This window comes from Paenibacillus algorifonticola, assembly GCF_050481745.1.
GTDB classification, from domain to species: domain Bacteria; phylum Bacillota; class Bacilli; order Paenibacillales; family Paenibacillaceae; genus Pristimantibacillus; species Pristimantibacillus algorifonticola_A.
Map to the genome: position 1 here is coordinate 1 of NZ_JBCNGR010000010.1, position 19,059 is coordinate 19,059.

At 38.4% G+C, this 19,059-nt stretch carries 16 protein-coding genes and 2 pseudogenes; 11 read left to right on the forward strand and 7 right to left on the reverse strand.

Translation table 11 applies throughout. The features are described from left to right. Nucleotides 1-571 precede the first annotated feature (571 nt). The 7 genes from ABEW34_RS12150 to ABEW34_RS12180 all read right to left on the reverse strand — a co-directional run bounded on the left by ABEW34_RS12150 (nt 572) and on the right by ABEW34_RS12180 (nt 8,524). The gene (locus ABEW34_RS12150) at nt 572-2,158 is read right to left on the reverse strand and encodes a hypothetical protein (RefSeq protein WP_430158832.1); all 1,587 of its coding nucleotides are present in this window, start codon (nt 2,156-2,158) and stop codon (nt 572-574) included. A gap of 30 nt (nt 2,159-2,188) precedes the next feature. Beyond that, nucleotides 2,189-3,964 (reverse strand): hypothetical protein, encoded by a 1,776-nt coding sequence (locus ABEW34_RS12155; RefSeq protein WP_430158835.1) that lies wholly within the window; start codon nt 3,962-3,964, stop codon nt 2,189-2,191. A 113-nt stretch (nt 3,965-4,077) separates the two neighbouring features. Beyond that, nucleotides 4,078-4,302 carry a DUF2188 domain-containing protein gene (locus ABEW34_RS12160; protein WP_430158837.1) on the reverse strand — a complete coding sequence of 75 codons (225 nt, stop codon included), beginning with the start codon at nt 4,300-4,302 and terminating at the stop codon, nt 4,078-4,080. Nucleotides 4,303-4,320: 18 nt separating this feature from the next. Further along, entirely contained in the window at nt 4,321-5,358 is a 1,038-nt protein-coding gene (locus ABEW34_RS12165; protein WP_430158840.1) for a ParB/RepB/Spo0J family partition protein, read from the reverse strand. A gap of 24 nt (nt 5,359-5,382) precedes the next feature. Then, the gene (locus ABEW34_RS12170; protein ID WP_430158843.1) at nt 5,383-5,778 is read right to left on the reverse strand and encodes a hypothetical protein; all 396 of its coding nucleotides are present in this window, start codon (nt 5,776-5,778) and stop codon (nt 5,383-5,385) included. Nucleotides 5,779-6,145: 367 nt separating this feature from the next. After that, a complete protein-coding gene (locus tag ABEW34_RS12175) occupies nt 6,146-6,553 on the reverse strand; it encodes a hypothetical protein (RefSeq protein WP_430158846.1) in 408 nt (135 codons plus the stop codon). A gap of 637 nt (nt 6,554-7,190) precedes the next feature. Next, a protein-coding gene (locus ABEW34_RS12180) for an IS3 family transposase (RefSeq protein WP_430158849.1) occupies nt 7,191-8,524 on the reverse strand; the annotation gives its coding sequence in 2 pieces (ribosomal slippage) (nt 7,191-8,143 and nt 8,143-8,524; 1,335 coding nt in all). A 165-nt stretch (nt 8,525-8,689) separates the two neighbouring features. On the opposite strand from ABEW34_RS12180, the gene radC reads away from it, so the two are divergent. From radC to ABEW34_RS12235, 11 genes and pseudogenes are all read left to right on the forward strand, one after another. Beyond that, complete coding sequence (gene radC, locus ABEW34_RS12185; protein WP_430158852.1) at nt 8,690-9,295, forward strand: RadC family protein; 606 nt, start codon at nt 8,690-8,692, stop codon at nt 9,293-9,295. A gap of 308 nt (nt 9,296-9,603) precedes the next feature. Beyond that, complete coding sequence (locus tag ABEW34_RS12190) at nt 9,604-9,936, forward strand: helix-turn-helix domain-containing protein (protein ID WP_430158855.1); 333 nt, start codon at nt 9,604-9,606, stop codon at nt 9,934-9,936. Between the two features lie 33 nt (nt 9,937-9,969). Then, on the forward strand, nt 9,970-10,899 hold the full coding sequence (locus tag ABEW34_RS12195) for a hypothetical protein (protein ID WP_430158858.1): 930 nt from the start codon (nt 9,970-9,972) through the stop codon (nt 10,897-10,899). Between the two features lie 408 nt (nt 10,900-11,307). Then, nucleotides 11,308-11,511, forward strand: a complete 204-nt coding sequence (locus ABEW34_RS12200) for a helix-turn-helix domain-containing protein (RefSeq protein ID WP_430158861.1) — start codon at nt 11,308-11,310, stop codon at nt 11,509-11,511. A 6-nt stretch (nt 11,512-11,517) separates the two neighbouring features. Further along, nucleotides 11,518-12,921, forward strand: a complete 1,404-nt coding sequence (locus tag ABEW34_RS12205) for a hypothetical protein (RefSeq protein ID WP_430158863.1) — start codon at nt 11,518-11,520, stop codon at nt 12,919-12,921. Between the two features lie 356 nt (nt 12,922-13,277). Then, nucleotides 13,278-14,832 (forward strand): annotated as a pseudogene (locus ABEW34_RS12210) (IS3 family transposase). Between the two features lie 30 nt (nt 14,833-14,862). Next, nucleotides 14,863-16,638 (forward strand): DNA primase family protein, encoded by a 1,776-nt coding sequence (locus ABEW34_RS12215; RefSeq protein WP_430158866.1) that lies wholly within the window; start codon nt 14,863-14,865, stop codon nt 16,636-16,638. Nucleotides 16,639-16,810: 172 nt separating this feature from the next. Continuing rightward, on the forward strand, nt 16,811-17,230 hold the full coding sequence (locus ABEW34_RS12220) for a hypothetical protein (protein ID WP_430158869.1): 420 nt from the start codon (nt 16,811-16,813) through the stop codon (nt 17,228-17,230). 30 nt (nt 17,231-17,260) lie between these two features. Beyond that, nucleotides 17,261-17,512 (forward strand): helix-turn-helix domain-containing protein, encoded by a 252-nt coding sequence (locus ABEW34_RS12225; protein WP_430158872.1) that lies wholly within the window; start codon nt 17,261-17,263, stop codon nt 17,510-17,512. A 97-nt stretch (nt 17,513-17,609) separates the two neighbouring features. Further along, nucleotides 17,610-18,723: pseudogene (locus ABEW34_RS12230) on the forward strand (tyrosine-type recombinase/integrase). A 92-nt stretch (nt 18,724-18,815) separates the two neighbouring features. After that, nucleotides 18,816-19,058, forward strand: coding sequence for a hypothetical protein (locus tag ABEW34_RS12235; protein WP_199019022.1), 243 nt, complete (start codon nt 18,816-18,818; stop codon nt 19,056-19,058). The last annotated feature ends 1 nt before the right edge of the window (nt 19,059 follow it).

The window sequence follows — 19,059 nt, forward strand, 5'->3', positions numbered from 1 at the left end:
GCAAAACAAGTCGCACAACGCAAATAGACCGCCCCCTGGTCAAGGAATGCGGTCTATTTCGGTCGTAAAACCTGATTAAAGCCTACTGCCCTTAAAAGCAGCTGTTGCAGGGGAGTCGTGTTCGCGCACGGCTCCTTTCTGCATTATAAGCTTCTGTTGCTAATAATATAACACTGTCGAGTGGATAAGTAAATTATCCACGTTACTTATCTATTCCTCACAAATTTAGCCTGACCATCATAAGGATACAATTTCTATACTTCCTGGCACAAGTACAATTCTTGCTATACTCACAGAGGTATCTTTTTGTGAATCATAATAAAAAGACACTTTAGAGATAAAACTCTAAGGTGTCTTCAATTACATGATGTGGTCATGGAATTATTCAATCATATGTTTCGTATGCGGAAGCATAGGCTACTTGGTTCCCATCTGCCGCGGCGTGCTAAAGCCTTGATTTATAAGGGTTTTCTCCACTCTTGTAGGGCCCTGTTTGATTGACGTTTACTCGGATATGACGGCTTTCGTCCCCAATTCGTCCCCATAAAAACTAAACTGCCCACATCAGCATTCACAGTTGTAATTCAACTCTTTCAGGTATTCCATTAATAAATGGTGCCCATTCTTCTTCAAACATTCCAATCACACTAACTCCAGAGTCGTAGATTGGTATCGGTGTAAATCCTAATTGTTTTCCTCCTATGGCGTCTATACAACTTCTTAATATCATCTGTCTTTCCAATGTCGCTACGTTTGCACCGTAGAATTCTATTAGAGGTATCCAGTCGTAGAATGCCCTGCATCTATCGAATGTAAATATATCCGTAAACATTTTTCTTACTTTTGCTGTATAACTATACCGTTTGTGATTGAACATTTGAGGATGATAAGGTAAACCCAACTGATTTAAAGCTATTTCTGTTAAAATATCTGGAAAGATAATGTCACAGAACAATCTTTTCTTTTCGATTTCATCCATAATTCTATACGTTTCTATTACGGACTTTAATAATGTTGGTGAATATATCTCAGTATTCCCTGTACTGAATCCCGAACGTAAAAGAGCTGCTATTCTCACAGCTTCTGATCTATTACATTTTCCTCCAGCTTCTTTAGTTCTATATACAGTATCCCAGTACTTGGATAACTTATAATCCGAGCGGTTTATTCTTTCTATAAAACCAACTTGAGGGTAATCTTCGTATACCATATATTCATCTCTATATTCTTGACTGATAAACTTATTATAAGCGGCTTCGTCATTATTAAATAATTTTTCAAACAGCACTCTTTCATTTGATACTCTATAATCCGGAGATATAACATTTGCATAAAAAATTGGATATAGTGAGCAGAATGAAGAATACGCACCTTCAAAATTATCTTCTATCTTGGAAACTAAAGCTGACTTATTCCCAGTACCATAATACGGCCCAACACCGTCGCCGAACCAAGTAATTAATTCTCCTTCCTTATCTAAAACACCATGCACATTGCCTTCAAGATATTTTTGGTCTACAAAGAAGTTAGCTAAAAAGTCGATCCCTTCGTCTGTTTTATCTGGAACTGATGAATTCGTTATCAAAATACCTAACTCAGAGAGAACTTGATTGTCAAAGATATTGTGTATTGTTAAAAATGGTTTTTTCTCCTTCGAAAACAAAGGAGCAGTAAAATCTAAATATATAATGTCGAAAGTCATAGGATATATCTTAAAAAAAGCTTCTATGCTGCCGTGAAAAACTTTTAATGTTGGATAGTTATTGCGTATGCTATCAATTGCTGTATTAAAATATCCTTTATCAGCTTCTATTGCCCAAATATTTTCTATGCGTAAACCTAATCGTAATAATATCTGCAAATCATTCTCTGGCTCTGGTCCACATAAATAGACGACTCTTAGATCACTAGCCTTTTTAAATCCATAGGTGTTATTTGCGAAATCGCACCATGAATTTAATATAGAGATATCAGGTTTAAAAGATGTAAAATAATCCTTTGTATATTTACATTTATAAAAAATATAATTCCACAAATTTCTAATGTACTCTTCTTTAAGGACTCTATTATTGCTTCTATTGCTAGTCAATGAATATACAGCATGCTCCCATATCATCTCACGAGATCGTTCTTTTATACCTTGCTTATAAGTTCCCACAGTTATCACCTTATTAGCACAAGGAATATTTTAAGCTTGAACCTTGTGCCCTAGTATTAGAGACTTGTAATTATCTTTATTAATTTTTGTCCCAATATGTTCCTTTAAGATATTAATATGATACTCATTTTCAATATTACAATCATATACAACTGCTTCAAAATTCCTGATATTTATACCACTCTTTATTACATTTTGCACGTATTCTATTATTACATCAACATAGTAGTGAAGATTTTCAATCAATGTACTAAGAAACGGCATGTTATAATATCCAGAATGGACAATCTCATTTCTACATCTATATATTCTGTGCAACTGCCACTCTACTTTTTGTTGATGGATCTCGATACTTTTTAATATTGTTTTGGGGTCTGAGTAAATTGTTTTTAACTCGAAAATACGGTTAATAGCTAAGGGATTTATTTGATTAAATTTTTTGTAAAGACGTTCGGTTCTTTCGCTCTTATACTCATCGAGACAAACCAAAGCTATAAATCGTTCAAGATTTGTGCTTCCTGCTATATCATCTAACTTCAGATCAGGAAGTATTCTCGTAATATCTAAGTAAAACTCTAGAAATAAACTACTTATATATATCTTTCTAAGAATAGGACTGATGCAACTAATCAAGTAATTTATTCGGCTATTTTTATCTCTTGGGACAGGAAATAGTGTTTCTACTGCCGACCATAAGTTTAGTAATTGGCTCTGCTGCAAATCTGTTTTCATTGCAGCTCCGTGTAATGCCACAATTGTGCGTAGTCTTAAAGAAGATTCTTCTGACAGTCCTGTTCCAGATAGAGTTAAAATGGTATGTTTTATTACATCTTCTTCTTTCATATTTGGCCTTGTTTCCATTAAATGAATGGATGGTTTTATACTTTGTACATTACCGTCATTATCACATACTAGAGCCCACTTATTCCATGTAAGCTTTTTAGTATGTGAGTAAAGACTAATTACATTCGATAAACTCGTCAATCTATTGTTACTTATTCTAGCAGCATGAAAATAATCTAATGCATAAATGCGACTTTCGATTATTATTTCAAATGCTTTTTTATTATCATAAAATTTCTTTTCCTTAAGACTTGAAATAGTACTGGGAATTTCATCTCTCATAGAAATAATATCTAATGGGTCTGCAATGTCTCTAAATAATTTAAAATTTCGGTTTACTAAACGAAAAATTATAAACTCCTTTTTTATTCCTTTAAATAATTCAAAGTATTTGGAAATGTCTTCAAGAGAAGTGACTTCTTCAATTGGAGTAATAAATAAATCCTTTAATGAAAAGTACATAAATTGTTTGTCATACCCTAGATTTAGCAACTCAGAAGTTAATGTTCTTGAGAGGACAGAAATGAGTTTCTTTTCCCTGGGATTTTTAATTGCTTCCCTCAATTGAGTTTGAGTCTCTATTAAATATCTATTGTTCCCTAGGTGACGTAACATAGCATCAATGGAATGTTCTACTTCGTCTATATTATCAGTTGTGTTTAGTTTCTTTACTATAAAATCCTCTCTTATACCTAGAAGCTTTTTCGCAACTGAATCTGTTTTTAAATTTATCTTTATTTCTTCAATTAACGGAAGTAGATTGGGTAATACATTGATTTTTTCCGTCTTTACTTTGTTTATCAATTTTTTTGCTTCAAAAGCGAGCGTTCTTACATTTGTAGCATGCACCTTGGTTGAATGGGTATTAAAATGAAATAACATTTCATCCATTAATTGAACAAAAAGAAGTAATCCTTGTAATTCTTCATTTAGCATCCATTTTGTCAAAACTAACTGTTTCATACTGGTCTCCCTCATCAGGTTATGATGGCTTATTCTATTTCAAAAGGATGGTTATACATAATATAAGTGGGGAACTGCCTTAGAAAACGACAATTCCCCACTCATTTAAAATCCTAGCCTTTCGGTGGATATGGATCATTCCCATAGCTATTTTTGTCACGAATCTGTCCATCTACCCTGTGTATTACTACTTCGGACTGTTGATTTCGAGCAATTTCGGTTGCACGCACTATTGCTTCCGCTTGAGTATTCGTCCTAGCAGTTGCTCGATCATTCCCTGCTCCTTTTACTTGCCAACCTCCATCACGATGTGGAGTTACATGCTGGTTCTTTTTCATTTCGCATTTCCCCCAAGTTTATTTTATCTTTTTTACAACGCCTAACTTTGTGACGCTGGCTTTAGCCTTAACTTTCTTCCATTCTTGTACATGACCCATTAGGCAATCGATTAGAGCATCAACTGTTGTAAGAAATTCTTCTTTATTGGCAATTTTGATTTCTTCTATACTAGACAGAACATCTTCTGGAATCTCATGTTGACTCGGCACGCTATTTAGCAATGCATTAAGCTTTTTCACAATAGCAAGTTGACCATACCCAGAGTTAACAAAACCATTATTAAGAAAATCACTATTATTGGTACTTGTATCTACTGCCTTCAATTCGGGCTTGGCAGGATGCTCTTTTTTATCTTTCTCGTAATCGGACCAATCATTAATAAGTTGATGTACTGGTCTATTCAACAATATTTCCTTACTTTCAGAACTAATATCTTTCGCTAAAAACAACTCAGATATCCGTTTAACGTCTTTGACTGGAGCTTGTTCAGCGGCTACTTTTGAAGCGAGCTTATCTCGATATTCAATGGCTACATTCTTTAAAGGCAGTACTTGTTCCTCAGAAAGCTTATTGGGCAAAATATCTTTGCCACTGTGAATCAATTGCTGGACTTCCTTACCAAATATAAGGAGGTCTAACTTTTGACTAATGTATCTTTCGCTTTTACCCAATCTACTGGATAGTAACTTTTTGGAAATTCTAAATTTTGCATCATTTAAGAGCCTATTAAATGCTTCGGCCTCTTCAATCGGTGTAAACCCTTCTCTTTGAATATTTTCAGTTAACTGCTCTAAATAAATATCTAGTTCTGATTCACTATCAGATATGATTGCTGGTATTTGTTCCAAGTTGAGAAGTTGACATGCCTTAAACCGACGATTTCCAAAGATAATTTTATATCGACCGTTATCAATTTGCCTTACCTTAATCGGATTCAACAATCCTACTTCTTTAATACTTTCCGCTAATTCATTTAATGACTCTTCATTAAAGTTATATCGCGGCTGTTCTTTATCTTCATCTATTAAATTCAAAGCTACATTTATTACCCTCATGATAACCTCCTACTTATCCGTTTATCAGCTACCTTCTTCAGATAAATTGTCAAATAGATCAAGCTGCTCAGGCTGATTCTCACGTCGTTTTCCAACCTGACGAGCTCCATTGTCAAGTTTTTCAGCTTTTCCAATCATACCTTCGCCTCGTCTTCTAAGAGGCTTGCTTATTCTTTCAAATTGGTCAATGTAAACTGGAATCATATATCCATCACTAGTATACCCAAAGTATTGAAGGTCTTCATTTTTGTCGACTATTTTCCTCATGCGATACTTGAGACTATTCTTATAACTCGTGTTTTTCAATGCTATACCAAGCTCAGAGGCAAACTCTTTCAGATGCCGGGGACCAGTTTCGACAGTGCTGAACAAAACATGCTCAAATTTCGTATTTAAATCAAAATTCCATTTAAATGACATCTTGGTATCCTCCCTAATAATAATTGAACAAGTTGTGAATTTATTGCGTTAGGGGAAGGAATTTGTCACACAAGAAGAGAATATAGATGTTATGTACATAGTAGAAAGTTGCCGCAGATTCTCGTATCTATCAACGTACTTTTGGCGAAGGGTTGAGAGATATTATTTCTGTGTGTCAAATTCCACCCAGCCCCTTTAGCAGAATGCTAAAGGGGTTTAGTTTGGTGTCGAACGTCTATGGGGTCTGACAGAAATCGTTTTTCTTACTCCTCCTGGTGCACTTCTCTTGTGCGGCTTTACAGTAACGATTTTATTGCCTTTTTGAGTCTTAACCATATCTAACACCTCCTCTCACAGTAACCAATCTCTATTCCGATTCCTGTTCCCCGTCAGTAGCCTGTCCTTCAATAGGATTATTAAGATCTACAAGAAGCAACCCTGTATTTTCATCCCACTTTGACAAACATCGAACTGCACGATCAAATTTCAAGTCTGGACAATAACGTGCAATAAACCGAATAAAATCCTTATTATTAACACGAGTAAAGCCATTTCGTTCCTTTCCAGCAAACGGTAGAGAATCTTTATCTTCCTCGTCTTCTTCGTGAAGCGGTTTTACACCAATTATTTTTAAATTTTCATCAAAGCCTATTTGAATCCTTAGCGGGTTTCCCATTTCCTCTGCCGCTGCTCTGTTGAAGGTTATACCATATTCTGCTATGGACACAATCGGCGTTCCGATGCTTGGCTTGTACCATCTAAAGTTGAATTCCATTCTCTCCACCGCAATTCTCGATTTTTTTCTAGCAATTTTATTATAGCATATTTTACCGCTTGACTACATATTTTTTCCTCCTCCGTCGCGTTTCTGTCGCATTATTTTCCGCCCCCTCTCCTTTGTTATCTATCGAGTATTTATTTTGAAATTCTCGTGCGCTTAAACAGCCCTCCCACTCCTCGAGAGTATTCATACGTATCTCTTGATTTTCTCGGAGTCCAATTTGTTTTTTTACTTCTAGACTGCGCGAAACCGGGGTATTATCATCGCTTCATTCCAGTATCTTTTTGATTAATTTTATTTACATACACTCATTTCTGATTTTTCAAAACCTTTTTTCACTTTTTTTGTATTTTATCATTGGTTTAAGATACAGTATCCTCGATGTTTAGGTAGTATCAGCGCATAGCAACTAAACTCAATTATATATTATTATAATGAGAATGAACGAGAGCTTATCTTAAGTCCTCGTTCATTTATCTATTCCTTTATACACGCCATTAGACTGTTACAAATTACTAATTATTGAGGAGATGATTTAAATGCTAGCAAACGTTTAATGAATATTTTTGTAAATTTATTGAGCCAACCACTTTATAAACTGTACCCTATGTAAAGGACATTTCAAAAAAAGCTAGGCAAATTGAAGGAGATGCTGTCTGTATCGTGCAGGCGGCATCCTTTTTAGGTTCCATTGTCCGCGATAATGATTGTAATAGATCATATAGCTTTTCACTTCGCGTTTCACATCGTTTAAGGTCCCACAGCCTTTCAAATCCATTTCATCTTTTAAATGACCAAAGAAAGATTCTTGTGGTGCATTATCCCAACCGTTTCCTCGTCGAGACATAGACTGTCCTAATTTCATTTTCTTTACCAACTTTTGAAACTGGGGATTGGTATAGTGGAATCCCTGATCCGAATGAATAAAGGCATCTTTCACGACATGCGAATGATTGCGTTTTAGTTGATGTAGCGTATTTAGGGCAATATCTAAGGTGATCTTATCGGATACTTCATAGGCTAAAATCTCATTCGTTTCAGCATCTTTAATCGTCGATAAGTAAGCACGTTTACCGTGTGCGTAGGTTAAGTAAGTGATGTCCGTTAATAATACCTTACCTGCGACACCTTGCTTAAATTGGCGCTGCAGGAGGTTTGGACACGTACGGTGCTCGTGTGTCGCTTTTGCCATCCGACGATATGGATTTGCTTTTCGGATCGGGCAGAAGATATTAAATTTCTTCATAATACGACGAATTCGTTTTAAGTTGTAAGTGATCCCATATTGATTTTCTAACGTCATTTTAATTTGGCGAGCCCCTTTCTTTCTTCGACGAAAAGAATAGGCTTTTAAAATAATGTCTCTTACTTCTTCATCTGCTGCATCGTGTGCTGCACGCTTTTGTGCTGATTTCTCATGGAAATAATGATAGTAACCAGAACGAGATACACCAATCATTTCACACAAATAGCGTACCAGACGCTTTAACTGATATTTTTCAATCATCTGTTGAATGAGTTGGAACTTTTGTTTCGCTACAAGTTTGGTTTCTTCTTCAACATCCGCCTTTCGAGTAGATCGAGCTTTTTTAAAAGTTCATTTTCCGCCCGTAATAATTGATTTTGTGCTTCTAGGCGTGAAATCTTTTCTTCTACACTTAATTCTCGTTCTAAAGGGCGACCTGAGCTTGTCTTTCTTGTATCTTGTAGACCTTCAGCTCCGTGTTCCCGATAAGCTGCACGCCAGCGCTTACCCGCAGATTGGATGCGTTTTAAGCCGATTATTTCAATATCTAAGCCGGCTTCTTCAAAAATAGTTCGGGGTACTTTCCCTTTTTCATTTTCAGTAAGGAATAGCCGTTTAAACGCATCAGAATAGGTGATGGCTTTGTCACTAACCGCTTGAACATGGGGATTCCCTTTTAATTGGGCTTGTTCTTTTTCCGTAAATACTCGCTTCCTCATATTCGTTCGCTCCAACCTGTTTTTTCTGGCTTATAAACAAGAATACCCTACAGGATAGACTTTTTTCAAAGTGTCTATTCTATAGGGTACAGTTTATTATGGGGTTGGCCCTTTTTCTTTGCAATGAATCATAAAATTAATTTGTAAAGGAGAACTGAACTTTATATGAAGCATGCTCCTACTGATCTAAAATCATTATTGGCCAGTTCCCTTCGTGAAAAGCCGGGAAGCTATATCGTGGAAGAAATCTTGAACCGCTTCCCTACCTTTGCTGAACTTGTTGATATCACAGAACAGGAACTGCTTGCGATTGAGGGAATTGGGAAGGTGAGGGCGAGACAGATCGTTGCCACACTTAAACTTTCCCAAATCATATCTGCCCCAACGCCTTCCGTCAAAACGATAAAATCACCTATGGACGTATATAAGCTTCTTGAACCGGAGTTCCGGCATTTAAAACAGGAACAATTCATTTGTTTGTTCCTTAATACAAAGAATGGCGTAATCGGAAAAGAAACCATCTCCATTGGTTCTCTAAACGCGAGTATCGTTCATCCAAGAGAGGTTTTTCGCCCTGCCATTAAACGAAGCAGTGCATCCATTATTTGCGCTCACAATCATCCAAGCGGCAATCCTGACCCAAGTCCCGAGGATGTTGAGATTACAAAAAGGTTGGTAGATTCGGGCAACATCATTGGAATTGATATGCTCGATCATATTGTAGTTGGCAACTACAATTTCGTCAGTTTAAAAGAACGAGGGTTGATGTGACATTCACATTCAACCCTCAATTTATTTTGATGAGGTACCTTATTTATGTTAACAGTGCCAAATTTATCGCAGGAAGGCTTTTCAAAAATATATATTATAAACTTGACGCTATGCATGATAGCGGTCAGCGCATCGGATCATACGAAGTAGGATCATACAAAATCCCACCATGAATCAGGAACGTGCATCGTCATCATAGTACAAATCATACTTACAGCATTTTTAGTGACTATATCCATTTATTTAGCGTTTATATCCTGTTGAGAGGAATTGGTAATTGCACTATCGTTTTATGTGGGGTGAGAAGAATGACGAACATAGAACGTATCGGGGAGAACGTCCGTTTTTACCGTCAAAAAAAGGGATTAAGCCAAGAGCAACTGGCGTTGCAATCGGAAATAAACACCTCATATATCGGGCAGATTGAGCGCGGCGAAAAAAATCCGACCATCAAGACACTAGAAAAAATAGCCGCTGCACTGAATATTACGCTAATCGATATCATTTCTCCTTTCGAATTGCGGAAGGGAGGGGAAGAGAGAAGTCAACATCAACAGTTTTTAGCCCTTCTTACCCCAGAGGATATTAAACGATATATGATAGGAATTTTAAAAGATGAATCAAATCGTTCATCACATTAAAGCAAATTCAATCTACTAATGGAGGAAACGAACATGTCAGGTGAATTGATGCCAACATTACCGGAAGTGAAAAAGAAATCGATATTCAAGAAATGGTGGTTTTGGCTGCTAGCGTTCGTATTGTTAATTGTGATTATTTCGGTATCATCCCAAGGTGAATCCAAGATCTATGAACTGAGTCAAATGGTACAGATGAACAAACAACAGATCGTTGAAAAATTCGGAAAACCGGATGAAGTTGTTAGGGATGATCAAGATGGATACAGCTATGCATACAACGGAGGTTTTACGGTTAGCGGCAACGACAAAGGAGCATCAAATATCGTATTATCGAGCGCATTTACAAAAATCAAATCTACCGATTCTTATAAAATATTCGATGTTCAATTGGACTCCTCTCTTCAGGAAAACATAAAAAGACTAGGCAAGCCCCAATTAAGCCTTAATCAGGACGATAAGAACTTGGTTGCATACTTAACAAAGGAAGGCTATCTGCTCACGTTTTCCTCCAAGTATAACGAAGATAAGGTGAGTGCGATTGAGATTAGCAAGTATAATTCAAGCACTTTATCTATGGCATTAGACATAAGCAAAATGCTGAACAATCAAGCTACAGAGAATGACATTAAACAAAGCTTCACAATCAATGACAAGTCAACGGAGTCCAAGATAACAACTTATTACTTGGATGACTTTAGTTTAATAGTTGATAACAAGGATCAAACCATTTTGGAAGTTATCATTAATTCTGACAGCATCTTCAACATTTTGGGTCTTAGAACTTCTGATTCACTCGATAAAGCCGTTCAATTATTCGGAGAACCTGTCCAAACCGCTGATGGAGTACAGAACACAACGCGATATATATTCAAGGTCGATAACGCTGGTAAAAAAAGTAACTTACTTGTAACTGCCGATAATTCCAGCAAAAAAATTCAATTTGTTAGCCTGTCAATACATTAGGCGGGGGTTCTAAACTATGGAGTTATATGTCGTAATATCCGCTATATTTGGATGGATGTTTATTTCAAAGTTACAACGTAACTTCGTCATTTTCACTACGATTTCGAATTATATTGTGGTCAAAGATATCTTAGCATTATTTACAGGATGGGCCGTTACCCCGTTTTATATCATTGGTTATTTGTTAAAGATCATCAAACGAATTCTGCTGCAGTAAATGAAAAATCGTAAGTATTTAATCAAGCAGCTATCTCCGGTCATCCCAAAGATAGCTGTATTTTTTTGTATTTCTTAAGTTTCCCCCATTTAACAACCATACAATGTAAGACCATTTAAAGCGAAATAACGTCGCACAATGTTACTTAATGGAACAATAACATAAATAAAGCTTAAAGGAGATGACAAGATATGTATGATGATTATAATGAAATTATCACTGTCGACCAACTGGCCGAGCTCTTGCAGATTGGCATGAACACTGCATACAAGCTGATTAACTCCGGGGAGATAGAGTCATTTCGAATTAATAATGCCCATCGAATTCAGCGGAGTGCAGTTACTGATTATATTATCAGGAAGAGCATCAGTTGCCATGGGACTAAAGGAGATTAGTCAGATATGTTGTATATAAATTCAACTTCGCAAGACAATATGAAAGAATTAGCTAGACTTTATCATTTACCTGTTCGCGGTCCCAAGGAAATTGCCAATACTTCAATACTAGCTGAGTATGTGTTTCAAAAGTGTTTCCACCTCATTCCACATGACATAAAGGAATTCTTTAAAATCGGGCGTAAAGACAATATTGTAAAATCAGAATTAATTATGCATATGATAATTAACGCATATATGGTTCAACTCAATGAAACCGAAGGGCATATAAAGCGAAACGGGGCCTTCTTCACACAAGTTTTTGATTTTTTTGAAGTTGCCTTAACTAATGAAAAGCCGGTAAGTAACTTATTTGGGGATAAGAATGTGAGCCGGGCTGCACAAGAGCACTTTAAAAAATTGGCTGATCACTGGATGCTCACACCCTTAAACGATCATTCCTGGGCTATTCCTGCCTTTGCATCTCCATTTATTGCATTTCAAGCCGTTCATGTTGACTCTCATAAGGTCATAAAGGACTACAAGGATAGTCAGCATAGTTGGAGCTATCTCAAGAAGCATAAAGGTAAGGGTGAAAAACTACATTTGCATTTTTACGATAATTTTAAATATCTGTTAGATCAGTTCCCTACCATCGACAAAATTGAACGATCGTTTGAAAATAATCAATTAAGTTATCATCCTACCCTCAACAGGATTCTATTTGAACGTGAATATCAAATAGGGCTCGCAAGTAAAATCGCAATGATGACTATGCATTATCCCGATGAAATTAAAATACAATACTATCGTTTACTTAGCACAATCGCTATGCTCCCAAATGTTAATGGTAGATTGTATTATTTAACCTCAATGCTAATTGGAATTCCCTTTACTTCCCGCAGTCAGGTCGCTTTTATTGAAGAGAAAGACCAAGTGTTTGAATCATTGATTGTAGACGAGCACTTAATCAGGGTAAAAAAAATCCGATCTGCTCTTATAGGTATGGCGCTGATAACCATCCCTGTAATGGAAGTCTATTTTCTATACTTATGGAAACAAAGAATTGACTCAATTAAAGTCCCTAATATGAAACAGGTCATGGAAGAGTATGCAAGGTTGTTGTTTTCCGATAAACGGGTCATGCCACTGAAACTCTTTGGAAATGCTTCAAGAATATTTGGAGCGCAATTGGGAGGCGAATGGGAACTTGCGGATTTACCCTTTAATCAGATTCGTGATATCTTACTAATCCTCAATAAAGTTTTAGATGGTATTCAGATGTTTTCATTAAGCAATATTTATGTAAGACCTCACCAGTATTTAGAAAATAATGGATACGATAAATATGATCTGCTGTTATTAAATGAGGGCCAAGTCGTTAAAGCTATTTCGGAAGTAGTTGAAGAGAAGCATTTCCGAACATTATGAATAAGACATGACAAAGTGAAGCAACAATTAAAAAATGGAGTTGACCCTTACATGAGGGTCAACTCCATTTTTTAGTTAAATATTTTATCACAATCAATCAATAAAAACTAGACAGTTTTCTAAAAAACAAAATGGTTTATCGACAGTTTTTATGAGTTTTATAAAGTACGATCATTCACAGAGGCGCCTCAAAAAACCAATCTACAAGGAGCGGAAACGAATGGTCACAAATGTATTGCTCGATAAAATAACTGAAAAGGAAAAAAAGCTTGCTTATCTAACCCCCTGTGTCAGACTAGTTGTCGTACCCCTCAAATGAAAGTATAGTGAGAAAAAAGAGAACGAGGTGGACGACAATGAATCAAATGAGCCTGGAGCTTAAGCAGCGTATGTTAGAGCGTATGATGCCGCCCAAGAACGAACGGGTCAGTGAGATAGCGAGGGAAAATGGAATATCAGAAGCAACGCTGTACAAATGGAAAAAGGAAGCAAAGGCGCAGGGGCTAGTGATGCCAAACGGAAATCAGCCGACCAAACAATGGAGCTCGCGAGATAAATTTTCCATCGTGGTGGAGACGGCAGCGTTAAGTGAAATCGAGATAGCAGAATACTGCCGAGCCAAAGGACTTTATGTCGAACAGGTAGAGGAATGGCGCGATGCTTGCATGCAAGCTAATGGCGGAGTCGCGGAGCAAGCTGCAAAGAGATCTCCGGTCAAAAGAACAAGAAGTAAAGGCACTCAGTCGTGAACTGCAAAGGAAAGAAGCAGCGCTGGCCGAAACAGCCGCTTTACTCGTGTTGCGAAAAAAGGCCCAAGCGATCTGGGGGGACCAAGAGGACGAATGATCAGTGCCCCAAATCGTCAGCTAGCCGTATCACTGATTCATGAAGCGGTTGAAGCCGGCGCAAGAGAACGGCACGCTTGCCTGGAACTTGGACTTACCCACCCAGCGGACCTTGCAACGTTGGCGCCAGCATGACCGTCGTGAAGATCAGCGTCCACGGGCGAAACGTTCTGCCCCTGCCCATAAGCTGAGCGAGGAAGAAGAGAAACAAATGCTGGCCGTCCTTCATCAGCCCGCCTTCCAGAGCTTGCCGCCCAGTCAAATTGTGCCTGCGCTTGCCGATCAAGGCATCTATATCGCCTCCGAGTCGAGCTTCTACCGGGTGATGCATAAACACCAGCAACAACACCATCGTGGACCGAGCAAAAAACGGACAACGAGACCGTTAACTAGTCACTGTGCAACAGGTCCTAATCAGGTTTGGATGTGGGACATCACCTGGTTGCCAGGCCCAATCAAAGGGTTGTTTTACTACCTCTATCTGGTTCTTGATCTATACAGCCGTAAAATCGTAGGCTGGGAGATCTGGGAAGAGGAATCTGCGGAACACGCAAGTAGACTCATCCATCGAACCGTGCTTCGGGAGCAATGCGTGGTTCGTACAGAGCCACTCGTGCTGCATTCAGATAACGGAAGTCCGATGAAAGCGACGACCCTACTCGAAACGTTGTACAGCCTAGGTATTACACCATCCCGAAGTCGACCGCGGGTAAGTAATGACAACCCCTATGCAGAGTCTGCCTTTCGGACATTAAAGTACCGCCCCATCTATCCAACCAAAGGATTTAAGGGTCAAACTGCCGCACGAGAGTGGGTATTGCGATTTGTACGTTGGTATAACCACGAACATCGCCATAGCGGACTCAAATTTGTGACGCCCATAGAGCGGCATCAAGGACGTGCAGGTCAGGTATTGGAGCAGCGAAGACAGGTTTATGAGAAGGCGAAAGCCCAGCATCCGAATCGGTGGTCAGGTGCTACAAGTGATTGGAACTTGAGCGATGAGGTATGGCTCAATCCAGAAAAATCAACGCCCGTTCAAGCCGAGCAATCCCGTCAGAACTAGCTCTCGTTTAGAGGAATCGCGACAACTATCTTGACAAACACCGGTATGGGGAAGAATAAGCGGGCATCACAAGGTAATGAAGAGTTCTATGATTCCGATCAAGAATATCTAGAGCTAATGTATCAATTAAAAAAAGGAAGTCTACATCAAGATAACCTGAAGTCAAAGAGCATCGAATTCGAAAGTACCGACTTCTCAGATTTCAAAAACGGTTGTATTGAAGATGACTACATTCGGTCTCATGACACGAACATTCATGAAATTGATATATCCCCTTCATCGGGGAGCAAGGTAAAGCAAGAATATATTGTACAGCATGATGAGCGGATTGAAGAACCTAAAGAGGCAAAGATTACCGTTCCGTCTAAATTCGCGGATAATGAATTGGAGCCAGAGGAAGTTATTACTGATTCTCGAATACCTTTTGACGTCCAAGTCAAAAGGGCATTTCTTGAAAAACGGGCTGTACGATGTTGTGGATCAATTGTATTCCTCTACAATGACGAGTTTGGGTATTACGAGGAACAAACTGAGACTAGCCTTCATGTAGCAATCCGCCAGAGCTTGAGTCCTGAGATGGATATGAAGCTCGGTAAACACAAAATAGCAGATGTTGTCCATCGTATTGTAAGTTGCCCTGAACTTCAAGTAAATCACGACGAATTTGATAGTCATACTCATTTGATCAATTTTAGGAACTGCGTGTTTGACGTCAATAAGCAAATGAGTTATCTCCACAGTCCTGACTATTTATTCACTAGTTACATCGATGCCGGATACGGGGAACCACCTCCTCCTATCCGGGTTTATAACTCGAACTATAGTCGCAAACAATCAAATCAAGGCTATTACTTTACGAAGTTTTTAGAAGACTGTACTGAGAGCGACCAGTTCAAAATTAAATCTCTTCAGCAATTAACCGGCTACATTATTAGTAACGAATGGCGGGCTAAGAAATTCTTTGTGTTGATTGGACTCCCGCATACCGGAAAAAGCGTATGGTTAGCATTATGGCGATCATTAATTGGCCCTAAACATACTACTGCTATGTCGTTAAAGCAATTGGGTGAATCACGGTTCATGACAGCAGAATTATTTAAGTCAAAGTTAAATATCAGCGCAGAAATGGATGAAAACGGAACTATTAAAAGCGCGGATATCATTAAGACGATAACGGGTGGTGATCTACTTACCGCTGAAAAAAAGGGAAAAGACCCATTTCAATTTTATGGGAAAACAAAGCTCGTGGCAGCTGGAAACCATATGCCGTTACTTAATAAGCTCGACGGCACTTCGGCCTTCACTGATCGCATCCTATTCCTAATGTTCAGCAATACCATCCCAGAAGAACGAAGAGATAAAACTTTAATGGACAAGTTGATTAACGAGAAAACGTACATCGTTGAATGGGCACTAGATGGTTTGCGTGAATTGATGAAAAACAATCTGATCTTCACAGAGAGTGAGAAAGCGCACGCTTTTAAACTGCGTTATATCAATGAGATAAACAACGTCTCAGAATTTGTCCGAGATTGGTGCCACATCGACCTAGAAAATGAAGATTGCAAGGTACATCGCAAAACAATTTATCCGACTTATAAGCAATACTGCCGTGATAACGGGTATAAAGCTATCAGTAAGCAGGAGTTTTTCATTGAGATTTTAAAGATGAACGTGAAGTCAGGCAAGTTTCGAGTAGATGGATCAACGCCATTACAAGGTTTTCGTGGTATGCGACTTCTAACAAAAACAGAACAAAAACTACTAGAAGCACAGCAGGTTGAAAGGTCTACTTTGGCTACATAGTCTCAAAACCCTTGATTTTATTGAATTTATGAAGCTTTTACCGTAGATAATACTAGCTACGGCAAAGCTACACTAAGCTCCGTTACTAGCTATTTTAATTGATATTCGTTAAGGCTCCCCAAATAAATATATATTATTCATCTGATAGTCCATAAATATTGAGGTGAATCCGATGCAACAGAAATCAACTAGCAATGTTTATTTTACAAACGAAGCACATCAAGGTAATTTCCTTAAATGCATGCATCAATTCAAATGTAATAATCGAGAATATCGTTCTACGTGCTACTTAGCAGCGTTCCCTGAAATTTTCAAATGTTTCTCACTTGAAAATCAAGAAAACGGCCCATTTGACTGGTATTTTGAGCAAATGCAGAATGCTGACTCTGCTAATTACGAAGGATCAATCAAGGGCAATACTGCACCATTAACCAGCCAAACAAACGCACTAGTTCATCTGGCTCTGAACCTGTGGAATGGGAACAAATTCGATCTTGCAGATGGCCTTTCGATCTGGGATACCGATCTTTACAAGGTTGCTCTGCAGGCAATCGATCTAAGACGACGTGAACAAGAATTAATCGTCCAGTAATACTCTATCGATTCTAGGAGGTTAAATGGAATGAACAATACAGTTCAGCAGTTAGTTACTAACCCGGATTTTAATCAACTTGAACAACATCACACTTATAATACTCTCACATTTTCGGAAGCCTGGGCAATCTTCTTCCAGGGGAAAATATCCAAAGACAAACTCTATAGCGAAGTAAGGGCCGGTAAAATCCCCCACCTTCGTGTAGGAACCAAAATTTTATTCAGAAGATCCACATTGAATGCTTGGTTTCAACAGCAAGAGCTTAGTAGCCTACGTTAAAACAGTAGTGGAAAGGCTCGTGCATCTCACGAGCCTTCTGTTTTATAAAGACTCAATAATTGGGACATAAAGAAATTCTGAACCAGGAGGTAATTACATGGCAAGCATAGAAAAACGCGGGGAAAATTCATGGAGACTTGTGGTTGAAGTCGGATACAGTGCTAATGGTAAGCGTTTAAAACGATATAAATCCATTAAAATTGAAGATCCGGCCTTACTAAAAACAACGAAGCGATTGAAGGATTTTCTTAATGATGAATTGGTTAAATTCAAAATTGAGGTAGAGGCAGGAGAATATATCGCTCCAGAGAAGATGACTTTCGAAGCCTTTGTCCAGGAATGGGAAGTCAATTGACCAGATTAAACCACTTCATATCGTAAGTTTTATCGACTCATTATCTAATGAAGGAGCTCGTTTAGGCTTTAGAAAAGGAGATCTGTCTACTGGTACGATTGAGATCAATCACCGAGTACTCAAAAATATATTCTCTAGGGCTGTTGAATGGAAGCTAATCAAGCAAAACCCGGTTTCCGGCGTAAAGAAACCAACTGTTAAGCACAAGGAAACCATTCCGTATGATGAAATCGAAGTTCAGGAGTTGCTTCACGCCTTGCAGAAAGAGCCTATTCATTGGCGAGTCATGATAACACTTGCTCTCACTACCGGACTTCGCCGCGGTGAACTGCTTGGATTGGAATGGCATCATATCGACTGGGAAACGGGCGTCCTTAGTGTAATACAAAGTGTTTCAATGTCTCCTGCGGGTATAGCCCATGTAAAGGAACCCAAAACCAAATCATCCAAACGCAAAGTAGCCCTCCCCTCTTCCATGCTTGAAGAATTGAAGGAATATTACTTATACAAGCTTGATGTACGCAATAAAATCGGGGATAGATGGCAGGGTTGTGAACACAATTTTATGTTCTGCCATTCAGACGGCAAGGCATTCCATCAGGAGCGGCCTTACCTGTGGTTTCGTGCTTTCCTCAAGAAAAACAATTTAAGGTACATCAAGTTTCATACGCTTCGGCATACGAGCGCTACGCTCCTGATCAACCAGGGAGTTCATGCCAAAATCATTTCTGAGAGACTCGGCCATGGGAATATTCAAGTAACCATGAATACCTATGGATTCGCACTTCGATCCGCTGATAAGGCTGCTGCTGACAAATTCGAATCCATCCTGATAAGTAAACAGAGACGTGAGTAACACACACGTGAGTAACACACACTCACTCAACTTTTTACTCGAAAAATTATGATATAATGAAATTATCAAATACCATTAGCGAGGTGTTTATCATGCAATGGCAAGAAGTTCGGAGCATTTACCCTGATCAATATGTCCTGCTCGAAATTTTGGACTCTCATACAGAAGACAGTGTTCAATATGTTGACGAAGTTGCCCTAATCAAAGCAATCCAAAATCCTGACGAAGCAACCAAGGAACTACTTAAGTGCAGAAACAACAATATCGTCTATCATACAGGTCAGGAAAAAATAGCAATTGAACTGAGAAAAAATCCTTTCTACAGGAGTCGGTAGA

Coding starts and splice junctions, on each gene's coding strand:
- ABEW34_RS12155 (WP_430158835.1), bottom strand. CDS start 3,964: ATGAAACAGTTAGTTTTGACAAAATGGATGCTAAATGAAGAATTACAA.
- ABEW34_RS12160 (WP_430158837.1), bottom strand. CDS start 4,302: ATGAAAAAGAACCAGCATGTAACTCCACATCGTGATGGAGGTTGGCAA.
- ABEW34_RS12165 (WP_430158840.1), bottom strand. CDS start 5,358: ATGAGGGTAATAAATGTAGCTTTGAATTTAATAGATGAAGATAAAGAA.
- ABEW34_RS12170 (WP_430158843.1), bottom strand. CDS start 5,778: ATGTCATTTAAATGGAATTTTGATTTAAATACGAAATTTGAGCATGTT.
- ABEW34_RS12175 (WP_430158846.1), bottom strand. CDS start 6,553: ATGGAATTCAACTTTAGATGGTACAAGCCAAGCATCGGAACGCCGATT.
- radC (WP_430158852.1), top strand. CDS start 8,690: ATGAAGCATGCTCCTACTGATCTAAAATCATTATTGGCCAGTTCCCTT.
- ABEW34_RS12190 (WP_430158855.1), top strand. CDS start 9,604: ATGACGAACATAGAACGTATCGGGGAGAACGTCCGTTTTTACCGTCAA.
- ABEW34_RS12195 (WP_430158858.1), top strand. CDS start 9,970: ATGTCAGGTGAATTGATGCCAACATTACCGGAAGTGAAAAAGAAATCG.
- ABEW34_RS12200 (WP_430158861.1), top strand. CDS start 11,308: ATGTATGATGATTATAATGAAATTATCACTGTCGACCAACTGGCCGAG.
- ABEW34_RS12205 (WP_430158863.1), top strand. CDS start 11,518: ATGTTGTATATAAATTCAACTTCGCAAGACAATATGAAAGAATTAGCT.
- ABEW34_RS12220 (WP_430158869.1), top strand. CDS start 16,811: ATGCAACAGAAATCAACTAGCAATGTTTATTTTACAAACGAAGCACAT.
- ABEW34_RS12225 (WP_430158872.1), top strand. CDS start 17,261: ATGAACAATACAGTTCAGCAGTTAGTTACTAACCCGGATTTTAATCAA.
- ABEW34_RS12235 (WP_199019022.1), top strand. CDS start 18,816: ATGCAATGGCAAGAAGTTCGGAGCATTTACCCTGATCAATATGTCCTG.